This window comes from Sphingomonas sp. (assembly GCF_051962185.1).
GTDB lineage: Bacteria > Pseudomonadota > Alphaproteobacteria > Sphingomonadales > Sphingomonadaceae > Sphingomonas.
The window spans coordinates 1-17,318 of sequence record NZ_JBQCCN010000220.1; the positions used below are offsets into that span (position 1 = coordinate 1).

Annotated in this window: 15 protein-coding genes and 1 tRNA gene; 8 read left to right on the forward strand and 8 right to left on the reverse strand. The window is 68.8% G+C overall.

Features of this window, described 5'->3' with window-relative positions; all coding sequences use genetic code 11:
* Together ACTHJR_RS14025 and ACTHJR_RS14030 are read left to right on the forward strand one after the other, a co-directional pair.
* Positions 1–601 (forward strand): OmpA family protein (locus tag ACTHJR_RS14025; protein ID WP_440523855.1); only part of this gene is annotated, 601 nt, incomplete at its 5' end.
* A 513-nt stretch (positions 602–1,114) separates the two neighbouring features.
* Positions 1,115–2,416, forward strand: coding sequence for a UDP-glucose dehydrogenase family protein (locus ACTHJR_RS14030; RefSeq protein ID WP_440523856.1), 1,302 nt, complete (start codon positions 1,115–1,117; stop codon positions 2,414–2,416).
* 164 nt (positions 2,417–2,580) lie between these two features.
* Here the strand turns inward: ACTHJR_RS14030 and ygfZ are convergent, their stop codons facing one another.
* Entirely contained in the window at positions 2,581–3,303 is a 723-nt protein-coding gene (gene ygfZ / locus ACTHJR_RS14035; protein ID WP_440523857.1) for a CAF17-like 4Fe-4S cluster assembly/insertion protein YgfZ, read from the reverse strand.
* A 78-nt stretch (positions 3,304–3,381) separates the two neighbouring features.
* On the opposite strand from ygfZ, the gene pyrC reads away from it, so the two are divergent.
* The gene (pyrC, locus tag ACTHJR_RS14040; RefSeq protein ID WP_440523858.1) at positions 3,382–4,407 is read left to right on the forward strand and encodes a dihydroorotase; all 1,026 of its coding nucleotides are present in this window, start codon (positions 3,382–3,384) and stop codon (positions 4,405–4,407) included.
* A 151-nt stretch (positions 4,408–4,558) separates the two neighbouring features.
* On the opposite strand, the gene ACTHJR_RS14045 is transcribed toward pyrC, so the two are convergent.
* On the reverse strand, positions 4,559–5,287 hold the full coding sequence (locus tag ACTHJR_RS14045) for a DUF1134 domain-containing protein (RefSeq protein WP_440523859.1): 729 nt from the start codon (positions 5,285–5,287) through the stop codon (positions 4,559–4,561).
* A 165-nt stretch (positions 5,288–5,452) separates the two neighbouring features.
* On the opposite strand from ACTHJR_RS14045, the gene ACTHJR_RS14050 reads away from it, so the two are divergent.
* Positions 5,453–5,542, forward strand: a tRNA-Ser gene (locus ACTHJR_RS14050).
* Between the two features lie 76 nt (positions 5,543–5,618).
* On the opposite strand, the gene ACTHJR_RS14055 is transcribed toward ACTHJR_RS14050, so the two are convergent.
* A complete protein-coding gene (locus ACTHJR_RS14055) occupies positions 5,619–6,992 on the reverse strand; it encodes an L-serine ammonia-lyase (protein WP_440523860.1) in 1,374 nt (457 codons plus the stop codon).
* Positions 6,993–7,069: 77 nt separating this feature from the next.
* Complete coding sequence (locus tag ACTHJR_RS14060; protein WP_440523861.1) at positions 7,070–8,614, reverse strand: hypothetical protein; 1,545 nt, start codon at positions 8,612–8,614, stop codon at positions 7,070–7,072.
* 161 nt (positions 8,615–8,775) lie between these two features.
* On the opposite strand from ACTHJR_RS14060, the gene ACTHJR_RS14065 reads away from it, so the two are divergent.
* Together ACTHJR_RS14065 and ACTHJR_RS14070 are read left to right on the forward strand one after the other, a co-directional pair.
* A complete protein-coding gene (locus ACTHJR_RS14065; RefSeq protein ID WP_440523862.1) occupies positions 8,776–10,323 on the forward strand; it encodes a hypothetical protein in 1,548 nt (515 codons plus the stop codon).
* A gap of 67 nt (positions 10,324–10,390) precedes the next feature.
* Positions 10,391–11,419: an ATP-dependent DNA ligase gene (locus tag ACTHJR_RS14070; RefSeq protein WP_440523863.1), complete on the forward strand. Its 1,029-nt coding sequence runs from the start codon at positions 10,391–10,393 to the stop codon at positions 11,417–11,419.
* Here ACTHJR_RS14070 and ACTHJR_RS14075 read toward each other — a convergent pair.
* Genes ACTHJR_RS14075 through ACTHJR_RS14090 form a run of 4 tightly spaced genes read right to left on the reverse strand, consistent with a single transcriptional unit; the run spans position 11,409 to position 14,791 of the window.
* Positions 11,409–11,666: a hypothetical protein gene (locus ACTHJR_RS14075; protein WP_440523864.1), complete on the reverse strand. Its 258-nt coding sequence runs from the start codon at positions 11,664–11,666 to the stop codon at positions 11,409–11,411. The genes ACTHJR_RS14070 and ACTHJR_RS14075 overlap by 11 nt on opposite strands.
* Positions 11,663–13,651, reverse strand: coding sequence for a hypothetical protein (locus ACTHJR_RS14080; RefSeq protein ID WP_440523865.1), 1,989 nt, complete (start codon positions 13,649–13,651; stop codon positions 11,663–11,665). Before ACTHJR_RS14080 ends, ACTHJR_RS14075 begins: the two co-directional genes overlap by 4 nt.
* Positions 13,648–14,637, reverse strand: a complete 990-nt coding sequence (locus ACTHJR_RS14085) for a hypothetical protein (protein ID WP_440523866.1) — start codon at positions 14,635–14,637, stop codon at positions 13,648–13,650. The genes ACTHJR_RS14080 and ACTHJR_RS14085 overlap by 4 nt, the downstream gene beginning before the upstream one ends.
* A gap of 16 nt (positions 14,638–14,653) precedes the next feature.
* A complete protein-coding gene (locus tag ACTHJR_RS14090) occupies positions 14,654–14,791 on the reverse strand; it encodes a hypothetical protein (protein ID WP_440523867.1) in 138 nt (45 codons plus the stop codon).
* Between the two features lie 198 nt (positions 14,792–14,989).
* Between ACTHJR_RS14090 and ACTHJR_RS14095 the strand changes: the two genes are divergently transcribed.
* Positions 14,990–15,250 (forward strand): PqqD family peptide modification chaperone, encoded by a 261-nt coding sequence (locus ACTHJR_RS14095; protein WP_440523868.1) that lies wholly within the window; start codon positions 14,990–14,992, stop codon positions 15,248–15,250.
* A gap of 4 nt (positions 15,251–15,254) precedes the next feature.
* Positions 15,255–17,153, forward strand: a complete 1,899-nt coding sequence (locus ACTHJR_RS14100; RefSeq protein ID WP_440523869.1) for an asparagine synthetase B family protein — start codon at positions 15,255–15,257, stop codon at positions 17,151–17,153.
* Positions 17,154–17,318 lie beyond the last annotated feature (165 nt).

Genomic DNA, 17,318 nt, shown 5'->3' on the forward strand with positions numbered 1-17,318 from the left:
TATCCGCGCGCCGCTGACCAGCCATATCGACGCGTCGCTGAAGTATCGCTTCTTCAATGCCGAGAACGTGAAGCTGGTCGACGTGACCGGCCGCTCGCTGGATGGCCGCTTCCGGTCGCACAGCATCCTCGGCGGCTTCACGTACAATTTCGGCGAACCGCCGGCTCCGCCGCCCCCGCCGCCGCCTCCCCCCCCGCCGCCGCCGCCGCCGGAACCCACCCCGCCGCCGCCGCCGGTTGCTGCACCGGTCTGCTCGCCGGGACCGTTCATCGTGTTCTTCGAGTGGGACAAGTCGGATATCACGCCGGAAGCGGCGTCGATCCTCGACAACGCGATCAGCCAGTATGCGAACTGCGGCAATGCCCAGGTCATGCTCGCCGGTCACGCGGACCGTTCGGGTTCGGCCAAGTACAACGTCGGCCTGTCGCAGCGTCGTGCCGACGCGGTGAAGGCGTACTTCGTGGCGCACTCGGTCCCCGATGGGGTCATCAGCGAGCAGGCGTTCGGCGAGAGCCGCCCGCGTGTCGAGACCGCCGATGGCGTCCGCGAGGTCCAGAACCGTCGCGTGGAGATCACCTACGGCCCATCTTCGGGTCAGTAAGTCTCCAACGACTGACAGAATTGGGGAGGTCGGTTCGCCGGCCTCCCTTTTTCGTGGGCGCCGCCGGAGGAAATAGCGCAGCTAATTCCACCAGGGGGGCGCACACGGCCGGCGGGCGCATAACACCCGGCCGACGACGCGGCTTTGCCGCGGCGTTGTCTCCCGTGAATTGACCGATACCCTCTCGCGTTCGCGGTGCGTCGGCTCGATCGCGCCCGCGGCTGACCAGGGGCGCGGGGCAATGTTCACCCGGCGCAGGTTTGAAAGCGGGCCTTCTTCCTCCTTCCGGACGGCTCTCCCTCCCAAAAAGAAGAAGACGGTCACCTTACCACCGCCCGAGCCGGCGGGCCCCTCCCTCTCCGCGACGCGGGAGAGCGGACCAAGCCCCATCTTGGAATCCCCGCACCCCAACCATCCCCACACAGGGATGGCAAAACCGCGCTCTTGCGATAGAGGACGCGCATCACGATCTGGCGCTCTGCCGGACATGCCGTCTTGCACCGAGGGACTGGAATGAAAATCACGATGATCGGATCGGGCTATGTCGGCCTGGTGTCCGGGGCCTGCTTCTCCGATTTCGGCCACGACGTCATTTGCGTCGACAAGGACGCGCGCAAGATCGACGCGCTGCACGCCGGCCGCATGCCGATCTACGAGCCCGGGCTCGATCAGCTCGTCGCGACCAATGTCGCCGCCGGGCGCCTGACCTTCACCACCGATCTCGCGGCGGCGGTCGCCGGCGCCGACGCCATCTTCATCGCGGTAGGCACTCCCTCGCGCCGCGGCGACGGCCATGCCGATCTCACCTATGTGTTCGAAGCGACCAGGGAGATCGCCGCCGCGGTTACCGGCCCGACCGTCGTGGTGACCAAATCGACCGTGCCGGTCGGCACCGGCGACCGCGTCGAGGAAATCCTGCGCGAGGAGCGTCCGGACCTCGATATCGCGGTGGTGTCCAACCCCGAGTTCCTGCGCGAAGGGGCCGCGATCGGCGATTTCAAGCGCCCCGACCGCATCGTCATCGGCACCGACGACGCGCGCGCGCGCGAAGTGATGCGCCAGGTCTATCGCCCGCTCTACCTCAACGAGAGCCCGATCCTGTTCACCGGCCGGCGCACGTCGGAACTGATCAAATACGCCGCCAACGCCTTCCTCGCGACCAAGATCACCTTCATCAACGAGATCGCCGATCTGTGCGAAGCGGTCGGCGCCAATGTTCAGGACGTGTCGCGCGGCATCGGCCTCGACAATCGCATCGGCGCCAAGTTCCTCCATGCCGGGCCCGGCTATGGCGGCTCGTGCTTTCCCAAGGATACGCTGGCGCTGCTCAAGACCGCCGAGGACCATGAGAGCCCGGTCCACATCGTCGAGGCGGTGGTGAAGGTCAACGACAGCCGCAAGCGCGCGATGGGCCGCAAGGTGCTCCACGCGCTCGGCGACGAGCCGCGCGGCAAGACCGTCGCGGTGCTCGGGCTGACCTTCAAACCCAATACCGACGACATGCGCGACGCCCCTAGCCTGGCGATCGTCCAGAGCCTGCAGGACGCCGGCGTGACGGTCCGCGCTTATGATCCCGAGGGGATGGACGCGGCCAAGGCGTTGATGCCCGACATCACCTTCTGCAAGGACGCCTATGAAGCGGCGACCGGTGCCGACGCGGTGGCGATCGTGACCGAATGGGACATCTTCCGCGCGCTCAACCTCAAGCGTCTGGCCGGCGTGATGGCCGCCCCGGTGATGGTCGACCTGCGAAACGTCTATCGCCCCGACGATGTCGCCAAGCTGGGCTTCGCTTATTCGTCGGTCGGGCGCTGACGCTTCGAACAAATGGTCGTTTCCGGCCTGAACCCTCGCCGGCGAAAGCCGGGGCCCAGTTTCGTGACCTCACGACCACATCCCCATCTATGATTCTTCGCGACTGGGTCCCGGGCTCCGCCGGGGAGGGGCGCGGGGGAGAGCGCAATAGACCGCCGCGCCGGTCAGCTCGCGGATAGCGCCGTCGCCAGCCAATCGGGCACGATCGCGTCGCCCAGCGCCTCGACTCGGCGCAATTCCACCATCAGGCCGAGATCGGGATAGGCCGCGCGCGTCCGGTCGCCGGCCGGTGCGAGCGGCGCGACCACCAGCCGCCGGTTGACCTTGGCGCGGTAATGCATCCGCGCGGTATTTTCCTGCCCGACATAGCAGCCCTTGGCGAAGCTGACGCCGTTGAGCTCGGCGGCATTGGCTTCGAGCCACAAGGTCTTGTCCTGGCCGAGTTCGGCCACGCCCTCGGTCACGCCGAGCGACAGGCGATGGGCACGCCAGCCCTCGGCCGCGGCGCCCGGCATCCCCAGCCACCGCCTGCCGAGATCGGCGAGCCGCGGATCGGGCGCGCCGAGCGCGCTGTCCTTCGCCCAATGCACCGCACCGGCGACTCGCTCGATCGCGATCGGGCGACGCAGCCGGTACATCGTCAGCCGCCGCGCGAGCGCTTCGGCCTCGGCCGCCTCGCAATCGATCAGCACGGCGTCGTCGTCCGCCCATAACAGGAAATCGAACAGCGCCTTGCCCTGCGGCGTCAGCAGCGCCGACCAGCGCGGCGCCGCGGCATCGAGCGTCAGCACATCCTGCGTCACCAATCCCTGCAGGAAATCGCGCATGCCTTCGCCCGACAGGCGGATCAGCGCGCGGTCCGCCAGCGTGGTTCCGGTATCGCTCATGTCGCCCAAGCTAATGCGTACCGGCGCGAATCCAAGCCGTGCTGGCGGATCGCCGCGCACGATTGTAGGGCGAGCGTCATGACCGACCGCCTGATCCTCCGCCGCCCCGACGACTGGCACGTCCATCTGCGCGACGGCGCGATGTTGGAGGCGGTCGCCGCGCACACCGCGCGGCAGTTCGCCCGCGCGATCGTGATGCCCAATCTGACGCCGCCGGTGACGACAATGGCCGCCGCCGCGGCGTATCGCGATCGCATCCTCGCGGCACTACCAGCCGACAGCGGCTTCGAGCCGTTGATGACCTGCTATCTGACCGACGATGCCGACGCGGCGGAGATCGCGCGCGGTCATGCGGAGGGCGTGTTCACCGCGTGCAAGCTCTACCCCGCGCACGCCACCACCAACTCCGCGCATGGGGTCACCGACATCCGCGCCCTCGCGCCCGTGCTCGAGGCGATGCAGCGGACCGGCATGCCGCTCCTGATCCATGGCGAGGTCACCGATCGCACGGTCGATGTTTTCGATCGCGAGGCCGTGTTCATCGAGCGCACCCTCATCCCCCTGGTCCGCGACTTCCCGGCGCTCAAGATCGTGCTCGAGCATATCACCACCGCGGAGGCCGCCGGCTTCGTCGCCGATGCCGGCCCGCTGGTCGCCGCGACGATCACGCCGCAGCACCTGCATCTCAACCGCAATGCCCTGTTCGACGGCGGTCTTCGGCCGCATGCTTATTGCTTGCCCATCATCAAGCGCGAGCGCCATCGCCTCGCGGTACGGGCGGCGGCGGTGTCGGGCTCCCCCAAATTCTTCCTCGGCACCGACAGCGCGCCGCATGCGGTCGAGCGCAAGGAAATGGATTGCGGCTGCGCCGGCATCTTCAACGCGCCGTTCGCGCTCGAAAGCTATGCAGCGGTGTTCGAGGAGGAAGGCGCGCTCGACAAGTTCGAAGGCTTCGCGTCGGAGAACGGGCCGCGTTTCTACGGGCTGCCGCTCAATGAGGGAACCGTGACGCTGGAACGGGCGAGCGTGGAAGTGCCGGCGCGGGTTGCCGGGTTGGTGCCGTTCCACGCGGGCGAAACGCTGGGCTGGCGGTTCGTGGGCTGAGCGCAAATTCCTCCCCGTTCCGGGGAGGACTTTTTGGGGTGCGCTATCCTTGCCCGGCGCGGCAAAGCCCGCGCTTCGTCGGCCGGCGTTCTCGCGCCGCCAGCCGGGCCAATGCGAGTCAGCGGGCGAAGCGCCCGCTGCCGCGTTCGGCCTAGAACGGCATCCACTTCGATTTGTGGGTGAACTTCATGTACCCGGCGTTGACGCCCGCGCGCCAGCCGACACCCAGCCGGACCGGGATCAGCACGATATTGCCGCGCCGCAAATAGGTCGCGGAGAACCCGCCGACGAAATACAGTCGGCCCTCGCCGCCGGGGAAGCGCTTGTAGAGGTCCTCGGTGTCGTAGAGATTATAGACCAGGACGAACACCTTGGTCGCGTCGCCGCCGACATCGAAGCCGATCGACGGGCCGGTCCAATAGATTTTCTGCTCGCCCGCCACCTTGTGGCTGAGGATGCCCGAGCCGTAGCGCAGCCCGACGACGAATGCGCCCGAGGCCTCGCGCCCGGCGATATAGGCGTTGGGGCGGCCTTGGTTCTTCAGGATCTTCTCGATCATTCCGGCCAGGCCCTTGGCACCCTTGCCGAACACGCCCTCGGCGGCGTCGAGCACATCGCCATTGTCATAGGTCGGACCGGTGGTCGGCGGGACCTGGGGCGGGGTCGCGGTGGCGGTCTCGTCCTGCGGCGGCGGCGCCTCGTCATAGGCGGGGACCGCGGGGTCGGCTGGCGGCGGCGGTGCCGGGGTGGTTTGCGGCGCCGGCGCCTTCTGCAGATCGCCGTCGATCGCGCTGTTGGGGTCGATGGTCGTCACCTGCGCGACGGCCGGCGCGGCGATCGTCAGCATCGCCAGCGAGAAAATAGTCAATAAACGGCGCATGATCGCCCCCACCCCAACTCTAACATGTCGCAGGCTAAGCCCTCGGCAGATTGCCCGGCAATGAACGCGGCGACGACCCGAGTCTATTCCGCGCCCGAACGAGTCCGTAAAGCCCGGTTGATCACCTAGATAGCCCTCGCTATAGGCGCGCATTCTGCTGCGGCCGGAGACGTGGGTGAGCGGCTGAAACCAACGCTTTGCTAAAGCGTCATACGGGAAACCGTATCGAGGGTTCGAATCCCTCCGTCTCCGCCAGCAGGTTTCAGCTTGTCCAAATTCACCCCGGCGACCAGGCCGCTCGCCGACCGCGCTCCCTTTGTCCGCCAGCGCGCTAGCACTCCACCACGTTGACCGCGAGGCCGCCGAGACTGGTCTCCTTGTATTTGGAGCGCATGTCCTCGCCGGTCTGGCGCATCGTCTCGATCACCGCGTCGAGGCTGACGACATGGCTGCCATCGCCGCGCAGCGCGAGATAGGCGGCGTTGATCGCCTTGATCGCACCCATCGTGTTGCGCTCGATGCACGGAATCTGGACCAGCCCACCGACCGGGTCGCAGGTCAGGCCGAGATTGTGCTCCATACCGATCTCGGCCGCATTCTCGACCTGGGCATTGGTCCCGCCGAGCGCGGCGGCGAGCCCGGCCGCCGCCATCGAGCATGCGACGCCGACCTCACCCTGGCAGCCCATCTCGGCCGCCGAGATCGAGGCGCGCTTCTTGTAGAGAATGCCGATCGCCGCGGCAGTATAGAGTAGCAGCCGCGATCCCTCGTCGGTCGCATCGGCGACGAAGGTCTCGTAATAGCGCAGTACCGCCGGGATCACGCCGGCGGCGCCGTTGGTCGGTGCCGTCACGACGCGGCCGCCCGCGGCATTCTCCTCGTTGACCGCCAGCGCCCACAGACTGACCCATTCGAAGACGTCGGACGGCTGGATCGCCCGGCCGCGGGTGACGAGGCCGAGATGGATCGCGCGGGCGCGGCGCCGGACCTTGAGTCCGCCGGGCAATTCGCCTTCGCCGGTCAGGCCGCGATCGATGCAGGCGGTCATTGCCGCCCGGACGCGGTCGACGAAGGCGTCGGTTTCCTCCGGCGATCGCCACGCGCTTTCGTTGGTGCGCATCGTCTCGCCGATCGACAGGTCGGCCGTCTCGCCGATTGCGAGCAATTCGGCCGCCGAGGAGAAGGGGTGCGGCAAGGTCATGTTGACCCGGCGCGGCTCGACCCCGGCCTCGACGATCGCGCCGCCCCCGACAGACAGATAGCGTGCGACGATCGGCTCGCCCTCGGCGAACTCGGCGCGGAACACCATGCCGTTGGGATGCTCGGGCAGGAACGAGCGGTCGAAGCGCAGGTCGCGGGCTTCCTCGAAGCGAATCGGGATCGATCCTGCCAGATCGAGCCGGCCGGTCTCGCGAATGGCCGAGAGGATCGCGGGCACCTTGTCGGGATCGACCGTCTCCGGCGTCCAGCCCGCCAGCCCGAGCAGGATCGCGGTGTCGGTCGCATGGCCATGGCCGGTCAGCGCCAGCGAGCCGTGCAGGGTGCAACCGACGGTGCCCGGTTGGCGGCCGTCGGTCGCGACACGCTCCGCGAAGGCGCGCGCGGCGCGCATCGGCCCGACGGTGTGCGAGCTCGAAGGGCCGATGCCGATGGTGAACAGGTCGACGATGCTGACCGGCAGGCCATCAGGTACGGCGGCGGACATAATGCTCCTGGTGAGTGGGGAGGTCGTTGAGGGGGAGCGATAGGCTTCCTTGCGGCGCGCGTCCAATGGTGTCGGGGTCACCAATCGTGGCGGAGCATCGCGGTCTGCAGGTTCCAGCGCGCCGCCGCCGCGGGATCGCATCCGCCGGGGCGCTGGAGCAGGCAGAGGCGCGCGTCGCCGCCGCCGCGGCAGGATGCGATCGCAAAGCTCTTGGGCATGCTATCGACCGTATCGGCTGGCGTGATGATCGCATCGACGGCGCGCGAAGCCCGGGGCAGGTCGCCGGGCGCGATCCTGTCGTCGGGCGCGGGGCCGGTGAGGTAGAGCGGCACTGCGCGATGAAGATAGGTATAGCCGCCGACTTGCCAGAATTTGAGCCGGTCGAACGCCAGCCCGCACAATCTCCGTAATCGCGACGCATCGGCGACCAGCCCGAGCTCGGGCGCATGCTCGGCCCAGCGCGGCGCCATGGTCGGACCCGCGGCGAGCGATGCCGAGCTGAGGGCCCACAGCAGGACCAGGGCCGCCGTGCAGCGCGCCGGGGCTCGGCCGGTTCGCCTAGACCATGCTTCGAGCAGATCGACCGAGCCGATCGCCGCGAGCAAGGCCAGGATCGTCGTCGACAACAGGATGAAGCGATATTCCTTGTGTCCGATCAGGCTCAGCAGGGCGATGTTGAGCATCGCCGTGGCGAACAAGGCGCGGTGCCGACCGATCGCCGGCCGTATCGCCGCGAGCATGACCGGCAGCAGCCACAGCCAGTAGAGCGCGATCGCGCCGAGATAGAATGCCGGCCCCTTGGTGCCGTAACCGGTCGCGCGGTCGTGAACGACATTCTGGGTAACGTTCGCCAGAATCCAGCCGAACGGCGTCGCGCCTTGCGCCAGATCCGCCAGCGCCGACAGCGCGAGCCCGGCACCGCCGCCGGCGATCAACGGCAGCCAGCGCCCCCGCCAGCCGCGGCCGCAGGTCATCGCGGCAAACAGCGCGATCGCCGGCGCATTCTGGAACCGGATCGCGGCGGCCAGCCCGAGCAGCATTCCCGCCAATGCATAACGCTGGGCAACATGCGGCCGCGCCGACAGCATCAGCGCCGCCGCCGGCAGGAACAGGATCACCGACACCTGCTCGCTCAGCACGTGTGCCGAGAAATAGATGCATTCGAACCACAGGCTCATCACCGCCATTGCGACGAGACCGTGAGTCAGCGACCGCCGCTGGCCGATCGAGAAGGCGGCGATGGGAATGGAGAGCGATGCCAGCGACACCAGCAGACGCGGCAAGGTCAGATAGAGGTTTCCGCCAGGCGCGATGGCATTGCCCGATTCCATTGCCCAGCTCAGAACCGTCGGCAGCAGCCAGCCGCGCATGCCATAGCGGAATTCCCAGGTCGTGATTCCCTGGCCGAACGCCAGCCGATGCGCGGGCTCGAGATATTGGAAGATCTCATCGGGATGGTGCATCGAGAACGGGACCAGCGCCGCCAGCCGCAGCGCGAGTGCGACCGCCAGGATCGCCAGGAACGCAAATATCGTGGTCCGCCGGCGTGCCGGCGCCGCGGAATTGCCGGCCTGAGGCCGTCCGAACGACGCGATCCATTCCTGGCGTGGGTAATGTCGCAAGGCGTCCGAAATCCCGGGTTTAGATCCTGCTAGGCGTCGCGCGCTAAAATCGGGTTAACCAAATCTTCCGCATCCTCGTGCTGAAGCACGGTATCGGTCGCGGGCGGTTGCGGATCACGGCAAGCATGCCAGACTTGCCGGGTATTTTCGGGGGAGCAGGGTTGAGCACAGGTCCCGACCAGCGGAGCGGCCCGGCCTGGTGGCATACGCGGGCTTTCGTGCTGCTAGCGCTGCTCGGCGCGGTCCTGCCCATGCTGTGGCCGCCTTTCGCCCCCTTGACCGACGCGCCCGGCCATATCGGGCGCTATCGCATCCTCGCCGAGGCCGGCATGGCGCCGCTGGCGCAGCATTATGCGGTCCATTGGGGATTGATCGGCAATCTCGGCGTCGACCTGCTGGTCGTGGCGCTGCATCCGTTGCTCGACGTCGAGCCCGCCGCGCGGCTGGTCATCGCGCTGATCCCGGTCGCGACCGTCGCGGCGATGCTATGGCTGGCGCGCGAAGCGCACGGTCGGTTGCCGGCCAGCGCGGCTTTCGCCTTGCCGCTCGCCTATAGCTTTCCGTTCCAGCTCGGCTTCGTCAATTTCTGCCTCTCCGCGGCGCTCGCCATGGCCGGCCTCGCGCTCTGGCTGCGGCTGGCGCGGACGCGGCCGGCCTATGTCCGCGTGCTGGTCTTCATTCCCTATGCGGGGCTGGTCTGGGTCTGCCACAGCTTCGGCTGGGCGATGCTCGGGCTGTTCGTCGGCGGGGCGGAATGGCGGCGCAGGATGAGCGCGGGCGAAAGCTGGTATCGCGCCGGGCTCGTCGCCGCGCTGATGGCGCTGCCCATGGCCTGGCCGGTCGCGATCATGCTGTCGGGCGCGGGCGACCATCTGGCCGGCGATACCGGCGACTGGTTCCATTGGAGCGCCAAGGCGCAATGGGCGGTCTCGCTCCTGCGCGAACGCTGGAAAGCGTACGATATCGTCTGCGTCATCCTGCTCGCCTGTCTGTTGTGGAGCGCGATCCGTTCGAAGCGGATGCGCTTCGTCGGGTTGCTGGGCATCCCGGCCTTGCTGTCGCTGATCGCCTTCCTCGTTCTGCCACGGCTGTTCCAGGGCGGCGCCGACGTCGACATGCGCATCCTTCCTTATGCCGCCGCGCTCGGCATCCTCGCGATCCGGGTCGAGCCCGGCCATCCGGCGCTCGACCGCACGCTGGCGCTGTTCGCAACCGCTTTCTTCGCGATCCGCACCGCGACGACGACGCTCGCCTTCCTGCTGTTCAGCCAGGGACAGCAGGTCGCGTTGCGCGCGATCGACGCGCTGCCCCCCGGGTCGGCGGTGCTGGTGCTGGTCGACGAGCCCAGCCTCAAATCCTGGTTCAACCCGCGCCTGTCGCATGTCGCCGGGATCGCCATCGCGCGGCGCCGGGTCTTCACCAACGAGCAATGGGCGCTGACCGGGCAGCAGCTCATCCGCCCGCTGCATCCCCGCGCCGTCCCGTTCGACGCCGACCCGTCGCAGATCGTCCACCCGCCGGGCAGCAGCAACGATCAGTCGGTCGATTTCGACATGGCGATCGCCGCGTTCGACCGCTGCACTTTCCAGCGCGTCTGGACGATCGGCTTTCCCGCCGGCCGCGCCCATGCCGCCGACCTGAAGCTGGTCTGGTCCGACGGTCGTTCCGCCGTCTATGCGGTAGCGCGGGACGCGGCGCGTTGCCCATGAGCTGAAGGGCCCGCGTGCCCGAACGCGATCGATGGGCCGCCCGCCCGCCTCGCGCGTTTGGCCTTGCATGGCCTATCTGCTCGATCCCGCCCGGCTCCCGCCGATGGAAGCGAAACTGGTCGCGGCCTTGCCCGACGACGACGGCTGGCAGTTCGAGCCCAAATGGGACGGCTTTCGCTGCCTGGCGTTTCGCGACGGCGACAATGTCGAGTTGATGTCGAAATCGGGCAAGTCGCTGGCGCGCTTCTTCCCGGAAGTGGTCGCGATGGTGAAGCGGCTGGCGCAAGACCATCTCGTTCTCGACGGCGAGCTGTTGATCCCGATCGGCGGCGCGCTGGCGTTCGACGCGCTCCAGGCGCGTCTCCATCCGGCGGCGAGCCGGATCGCCAAATTATCGGTCGAGACCCCAGCGCAGTTCATGCTGTTCGATTGCCTGGGCGTCGGCGGCGAAACGCTGATCGAGCGTCCGCTCGCCGAACGTCGCGCGGCGCTGGAAAAGCTCCATGCGCGCGAGCGGGAGCCCGGGTTACGACTGTCCCCGGCGTCGCGCGACGGCAAGGCGGCGGCGTCCTGGTTACGCCGTAGCGGCGGCGCGCTCGACGGTATCGTCGCCAAGCGGCTCGACGAGCCCTATCGCCCCGGCGAGCGCGCGATGCTCAAGGTCAAACAACACCGCACCGCCGACTGCGTGGTCGGCGGCTTCCGCTACGACGTCGCGGGTCAGCAGGTCGCGTCGCTGTTGCTCGGTCTGTACGACGACCAAGGCCGGCTCGATCACGTCGGTTTCACCTCGGCGATCGCGGCGAAGGATCGCCCGGCCTTGACGACCAAGCTCGCCAAGCTCGCCGGCGGCCCCGGATTCACCGGCAAGGCGCCGGGCGGGCCGAGCCGCTGGAGCAACGGCCGTTCGGCCGACTGGACACCGTTGCGCCCCGACCTGGTCGTCGAGGTGTCGTACGACCAGGTTACGGGCGCCCGCTTTCGGCACGGCACGAAGCTCGTCCGCTGGCGTCCCGACAAGGCGCCGGAACAATGCCGGATGGATCAGTTGCAGCACGAGGTCCGGCCGTCGCAACTCGCCGAGATCATCGCCTGAGCCAGGGTTGGCCCGTGGCGGTCTTTTGTCGCGCGACGCTCGCGCGACCGCCGTGCGCCAGGCGCATGCGGACGAGGATGCGGAACGCCTCCGCCATCGCCGCCGCGTCGGTCTCGAAGCCGCGTGCGGCGGCGCGCTCGGCCAGCGCGTCATAGTCGACGCGGGCGGGCAGGCCGGCGACGTCGGCCGCGCTGGCCTGGCGCAGGAAATCCATCGCCGCGCGAAGCCGTTCCGTCCCGCTGCTCATCGCCACGCCTCGAGCGCCAGCAGCGCCGACGCGGTCGTGTAGGTCCGCCGCAGATCGGGGTAGCATGTCGCTTCGGGCGCGCGGTGGGGTGTCGCCGGATCGGGAAACAGCATGTCGGCGCCGGCGCTCCAGCTTCCGTCGGCGAGCTGGTCGGCGGCCAGGCGGTCGGCCAGGTCCGATGCCGCGTCACGGTCTGCCGGTCCGCCGTGTCGCAACGCCAGCATTTGCCAGGCGAGATCGAACGCATTGTCGGGCCGCTGCGCGCGCATCCAGGCGAGCGCCCGGCCCAGGCCGTCGGCCTCGACCGCCGCCAGCGCCTCGATCGCCAGCGCCGTGGAATAGACATCATGGCGCCACCAATAGGCCCGCCAGGATCCGTCGGCCGCTTGGGCCCCGCGCAACGATGCCAGCAGCCGGGCTCGGGCTGCTCCGGTCAGCGCCGAGGCGGCGTTGGCGGCGACGCAGTCGTGACGCCCCCGCCAGCCGCTGTCGTCCCGCGATACGGCGTTCCCGACGAACCGGATCGCGGTCGTCGGGGCATAAGTCGTCAAACCGCCATCGGGCAGGAAATGGGCCGCCAGAAAAGCTTCCGCAACGACGATCGCCGGATCGGCGGGATCGAGCGCGCGGATGAAACGGATCGCCCAGGCGGTGCTGTCGGCGTCGGGCGGACTGGCCGCGTTATAGCCCCAGCCGCCCCCGCGCCGACCCCTGAGCAGCGCGCGACGTGCCCGGTCAGCGGCGTCGCGAGCGCGCGGATCCGGCTGGTTCGCCAGCACGAATCCGACCAATGCCGTCACCCAATGATCGCTCGCCCCGTTGGCGATCGCGAAATCGCGCCACAAATCGTCCTGCCCCTGCCGCTCCAGCAGAAATTCGAGCGCCGCTGTGCGCGCCTGGTGGCGGGATCGCGGGACCGGCGCGCGCGCCTGGGCTTCGCCGCGCGACCAGAAGTGGCGCACGGCGACATAGGCTTTGGCGGAGGGCGTACCATGTCGGTCGAACGACAATTTGAGGTGCGAGAGCCGTACGCGCAGCCAGGGCAAGTCCCGGTCGGACCGCACCGCCGCCGCCATCGCCCAGGCGGCCGGCCAATCCTGGCCATCGGCCTCGGGCAGCAGGCGAGCATCGAGCAAGGCCAGCGCGGCGCGACGTTCCGGCGCGCAGACGCCCAGCGCTTCGAAATGATCGAACAACCGCGCGAAACGGGGTTCGCTCGCTGGTCCGCTTTCCATGAAGACTTCCAGCCCCAGCGTCGGTTGCAGTTCGGGCGCGAAATCGAGCGCGATCGTCACCCGGTCGCATGATCGCACCAGCATCTCGAAGTGCCGCGACGCCGCTACCGCGTCTCCCGGCCAGCCGACGGCGGCCAGAAAGGTAACGAAATCGTCGGGTCGGATGTGCCGTATATTGACTCTCAATGCGTCGTCGCGGCCGAGCATGAAACCCAGGAAATTGATCGAGGCGCCCGTGGGCAAGACCTGACGAACACGGTCGATCGCCGCGGCGGCGATGCCCCAGCCCCCCGGGCTCAACCGCTCGGCAAGCGCGACGATGCGCTTCCGGCGCGCCGCATCGCCGGTTGCCCCGGGAGGATCGAGCGCGAGGAACACGCCCGGCGCGGTTGCCTCCCCGTCGCCCGGCCGATCCCATTCGAGGAACAGTTTCGGAATGCCCCGGGCGTCTTCCATCCAGTCGCTCAGCACCGCGACGAGGCTGGCCTCGCCCGGCGATGTCGCGGTTCGGCCGGCAACATAAGCGGGCAACAGATGGCGCTGCTCCGCCTCGATCAACTGATGCAGGTCGATCGTGGGATCATCGACCAGTCGGAACTCGAGCGCGACCGCCGGCACCGGGGGGAGGTCGGCCGCCGTTCGCTCCAGCGTCTCGCGGATAGCGGGCGGGACCAGCGCCTCCGGCAACAGCGGCCACAACAACGCGAGGCATCCGGCCGGCGACAAGCCGGCGTCCTCCGCTATCGTCATCGGCTCGTGGGAGCGCAAATGCGATCGGCAAGCGCGCCGACCGCCGCCGCAGCTTCCCCGGCACGCTCGAGCGAATCGACCAGCGAAACCTCGTAGACCGGCACCGATCGTGCCAATCCGGCGATCGCTTCGTGCATGAATTGCGGCGGCGCGCCGCGTTCGTCGAGCGGATCGGCGGTGGCGTGGCGCACGAGCGCGCGGACGCGCGCCAATGGCGAGGCCAATCGCGCCGCGACCGCTGCGCCGCCGGCCCGGCGCGGCCCGAGCGAGACGATCGCCGCGATGGGCACGGGGTCGAGCGGCGCGTCGAGGGCGGCGGCCGTCGTCACCAGCAATTTGCGATGAAGCCGGTCGCCGGCGGGCGCCTCTGTCCAGCGCGGCGCCAGCGCCTCGGGGTCGAAACCCAGCGCCACGGCGCTGTCGGCATGCAGCTTGCCGGTACGCACCCCGGGAAAGGTCGCCCATTCGCCGCGATGCTCGACGCGCGCGAGATCGTCCGCGATCGGCTCCCAACCGCATCGTGCCAGCGCCGCCGCGAGGGTCGATTTGCCCGCCCCCTTGTCGCCCATGATCAGGATCGCACGGCCATGACTGACCAGTGCGGCCGCATGGAAGGACGGCAGCCCGCGCTGCCGCAGCACCACGCGCAGGATCGCCTCACCGAACAGGCCGTCGATATCGTGGTCGTTCAATCCCGGCGCGGCCCAGCAGGTCACCGACCCATCGGCATGCACGCGGAAATGGCAGCGCACCGCGTCGCCATGGCCGAACAGGTAATCGATCGCGCCATCGTCCTCGTCGTCGGGCGCGCGACGGACCACGCCGTTGCGGCGAACCACTTCCGCATCGAAGGGCAAGGCATCGACGCGGACGATCCGCCAGGCGAGGTCGCAACCCGGGGGATCGGCGATGTCCGCAGCGATGCGGGCGACGGATAGGCCGGCGACGTGCAAAGCCGTGCCGGCGGCCCGCGGAACCAACCTCATCTCATCCCGCAGACGATCAGGAATCGTACCCGTTATTCGCGTCGCTGCTGCCGCTGACGCCGCTCTCAGTCAGGCGCGCATCGCCATAATCGACCAGCTCCGACGGCTCGAAAGCCGGCTTGTCGAACCGCTCGATGTCGTGAGATCGATCCATGTAAATCCCCCCAAAGATCTTGGAATCGGGAAGTATATGACCGTTGAATGGCGGTCAATGGCGCTTGCCTCGCGCCTGCCGCGACCCTAATCCCGCCGGATCGGTCGACAGGTGCCGATTTTTTTCGGGAATTCGACGCTCATGACATCGCAAGACGGGAGTCGGGATGACGGGATTCCAGGCGAAGGCGCTATTTACGTGATCGCCGACGACGCATTGCTGACCGACATGGAAGGGGAAAGCGTCGGGCTCAGCGTGCTATTGGGCCGCTATTTCGGGATTCGTGGGGCGATGCGGCACCTCGTTCCGCAGTTGCGCGAAGGCATTACCCATGCGGCGATGGTCGCACGCTTGTGCGACCTGTACGACGTATCCCCTCAGGAGGCCGCCGCTGATATCGACCGCGTCCTGCCCGAGTTGATCGCGGCGGGGCTGGTCAAACGGGTGGCGCCCGCCTGACGCGATGAGCGCCATCGCCGGCCTCTGGTGTCCCGATGGCCGGTCGGCGGCGGACGGCCTGGCGCGGATGCTGACCGCGCTGTGGCCGTTCGGCGACGATCCGGTCAGCGCCGCGGCCGGGGATGATGTCGCGATCGGGCGCCGGCTCGTCGCGACGCTGCCCGAAGATCGCCACGATCGCGGACCGTTGCGCAGCCGTGACCAGCGGCTGCACCTGGTCGCCGATGTCCGGCTCGACGATCGCGCGACGCTGGCGCAGGAACTTGGAATCGACGCGGCCAGAGCCCGGGAGATGAGCGATGCCGCGCTATTGCTCGCCGCGCTTGAGGCGTGGGGGGAGGCAGGGCTCGATCGTGTGTTCGGCCACTATGCCTTCGCCTTGTGGGATGCCGCGCGGCAACGCTGGTTGCTCGCGCGCGACGCGCTCGGCGGCCGGCCGTTGCATTATGCCCGCAAGAATGGCTGGTTCGCCTTCGCCTCGATGCCCAGCGGGCTCCACGCGTTGCCCGATCTCGCGCCGACGGTCGACGATGTGGTGATCGCCCATGCGCTCGAGTTGATCCCGCCGCCGCCCGGCGCGACCTGCTTTCGCGAGGTAACGAGCGTTCCGATGGGACATTTCGTCGCCGTGACGCGGGAAGGCGTTCGGGTCGAACGCCATTGGACGCCCGCGCCGGCGCCGCTCCGCCTGCGCGGCGTCGAGGCCTATCGCGCAGCGTTGCGCGACGAGCTCGACCAGGCCGTGGCGCGCGCGCTGCGCGGGACGAAGGACGGCGAGGTCGGGGCGCAGATGAGTTCGGGGCTCGACAGCACGGCGGTCGCCGCTACCGCCGCCCGCCTGATTGCGCCACAGGGGCGCCGGTTGACCGCTTATACCGCCGTTCCCCGTGCCGGGTTCGACGGTATCGGTCCGCCCGGCCGGCGCTTCGACGAGGGGCCCGTCGCCGCCGAGGTCGCCGGGATGCACGCCAATATCGACCATGTGCTGATCGACGCCGGGAGCCGATCCCCGTTCGACGCGCTCGATCGCATCTTCCACCTGTATCAGCAGCCGATACTCAATCTGTGCAACGGTACCTGGAGCGACGCGATTTTCGACGAGGCGCGCGCGCGGGGACAGCGCGTCATGCTGATGGGCCAGATGGGCAACCACACGCTCAGCTTTCGCGGCATCGGCGTCATCCACGGCCTGATCCGCCAGGGCCGATGGAGACGGGCGGCGGCCGAGTTGATCGCGCTGCGGCGGCGCGGCGCCGGCGCCGGGCGGCTGATCGGCGAAATTCTGGGCCCCGGCGCCGCCACCCGGCTGAGGCGCGGTGGGGCTCGGAGCGAGGCGTCGCCGGGTCCGCTGCTGGAGGGGCGTCGCGCGGGACTGGACGCGCACGGCGATCGCATCGGCGACGTGGATCCGCGCGGCACCATCGCAGGGCGGATCGCGGCGATGGAGCGGCCCGACCAAGCCTGTCGCCGCAAGGGCATCCTTGCGGCATGGCGAATCGACGAGCGCGATCCGACCGCCGATCGCCGTTTCGTCGAATTCTGCCTGTCGTTGCCCGACGGCCTGTTGCTCCATCGCGGCATGCCGGCGGCACTGGTGCGGCTGGGCCTGACCGACCGGCTGCCCGCGGCGGTGCTGACGCCGAGCCTGCGCGGGCTGCAGGCTGCCGATTGGCATCTCGGGCTGAGTCGCGAGGGACTACTCGACAAGGTCGACGAGCTCGATCGGTCGCCGGGCGTGGCCGCGCTGCTGGACGTAGCGCGGCTGCGCGACTGGGCGCTGCGTTGGGACGACCTCGACTGGAGCGACCCCGGCGTCGACCGTCGCTACCGTCACCAGATGCTGCGCGCGATCTCCTTCGCGGACTTTCTCGCTCGGGGGGAAGCGGCCGGCGGGTCGGCCTGAAAGCGGTTCAAATTCGCTTGGTGGCGGGATAGGCGAAGAGGATGTCGCTGCCGGGTTGGGCGGAGACATGGGCGGTGCCGGTGACGGTGACGCATTCGCCTGCGCGCCAGGCGACGCCATCGACCACGCCTTCGCCCTTGAGCGGGGTCAGCCAGGCAGTCAGGC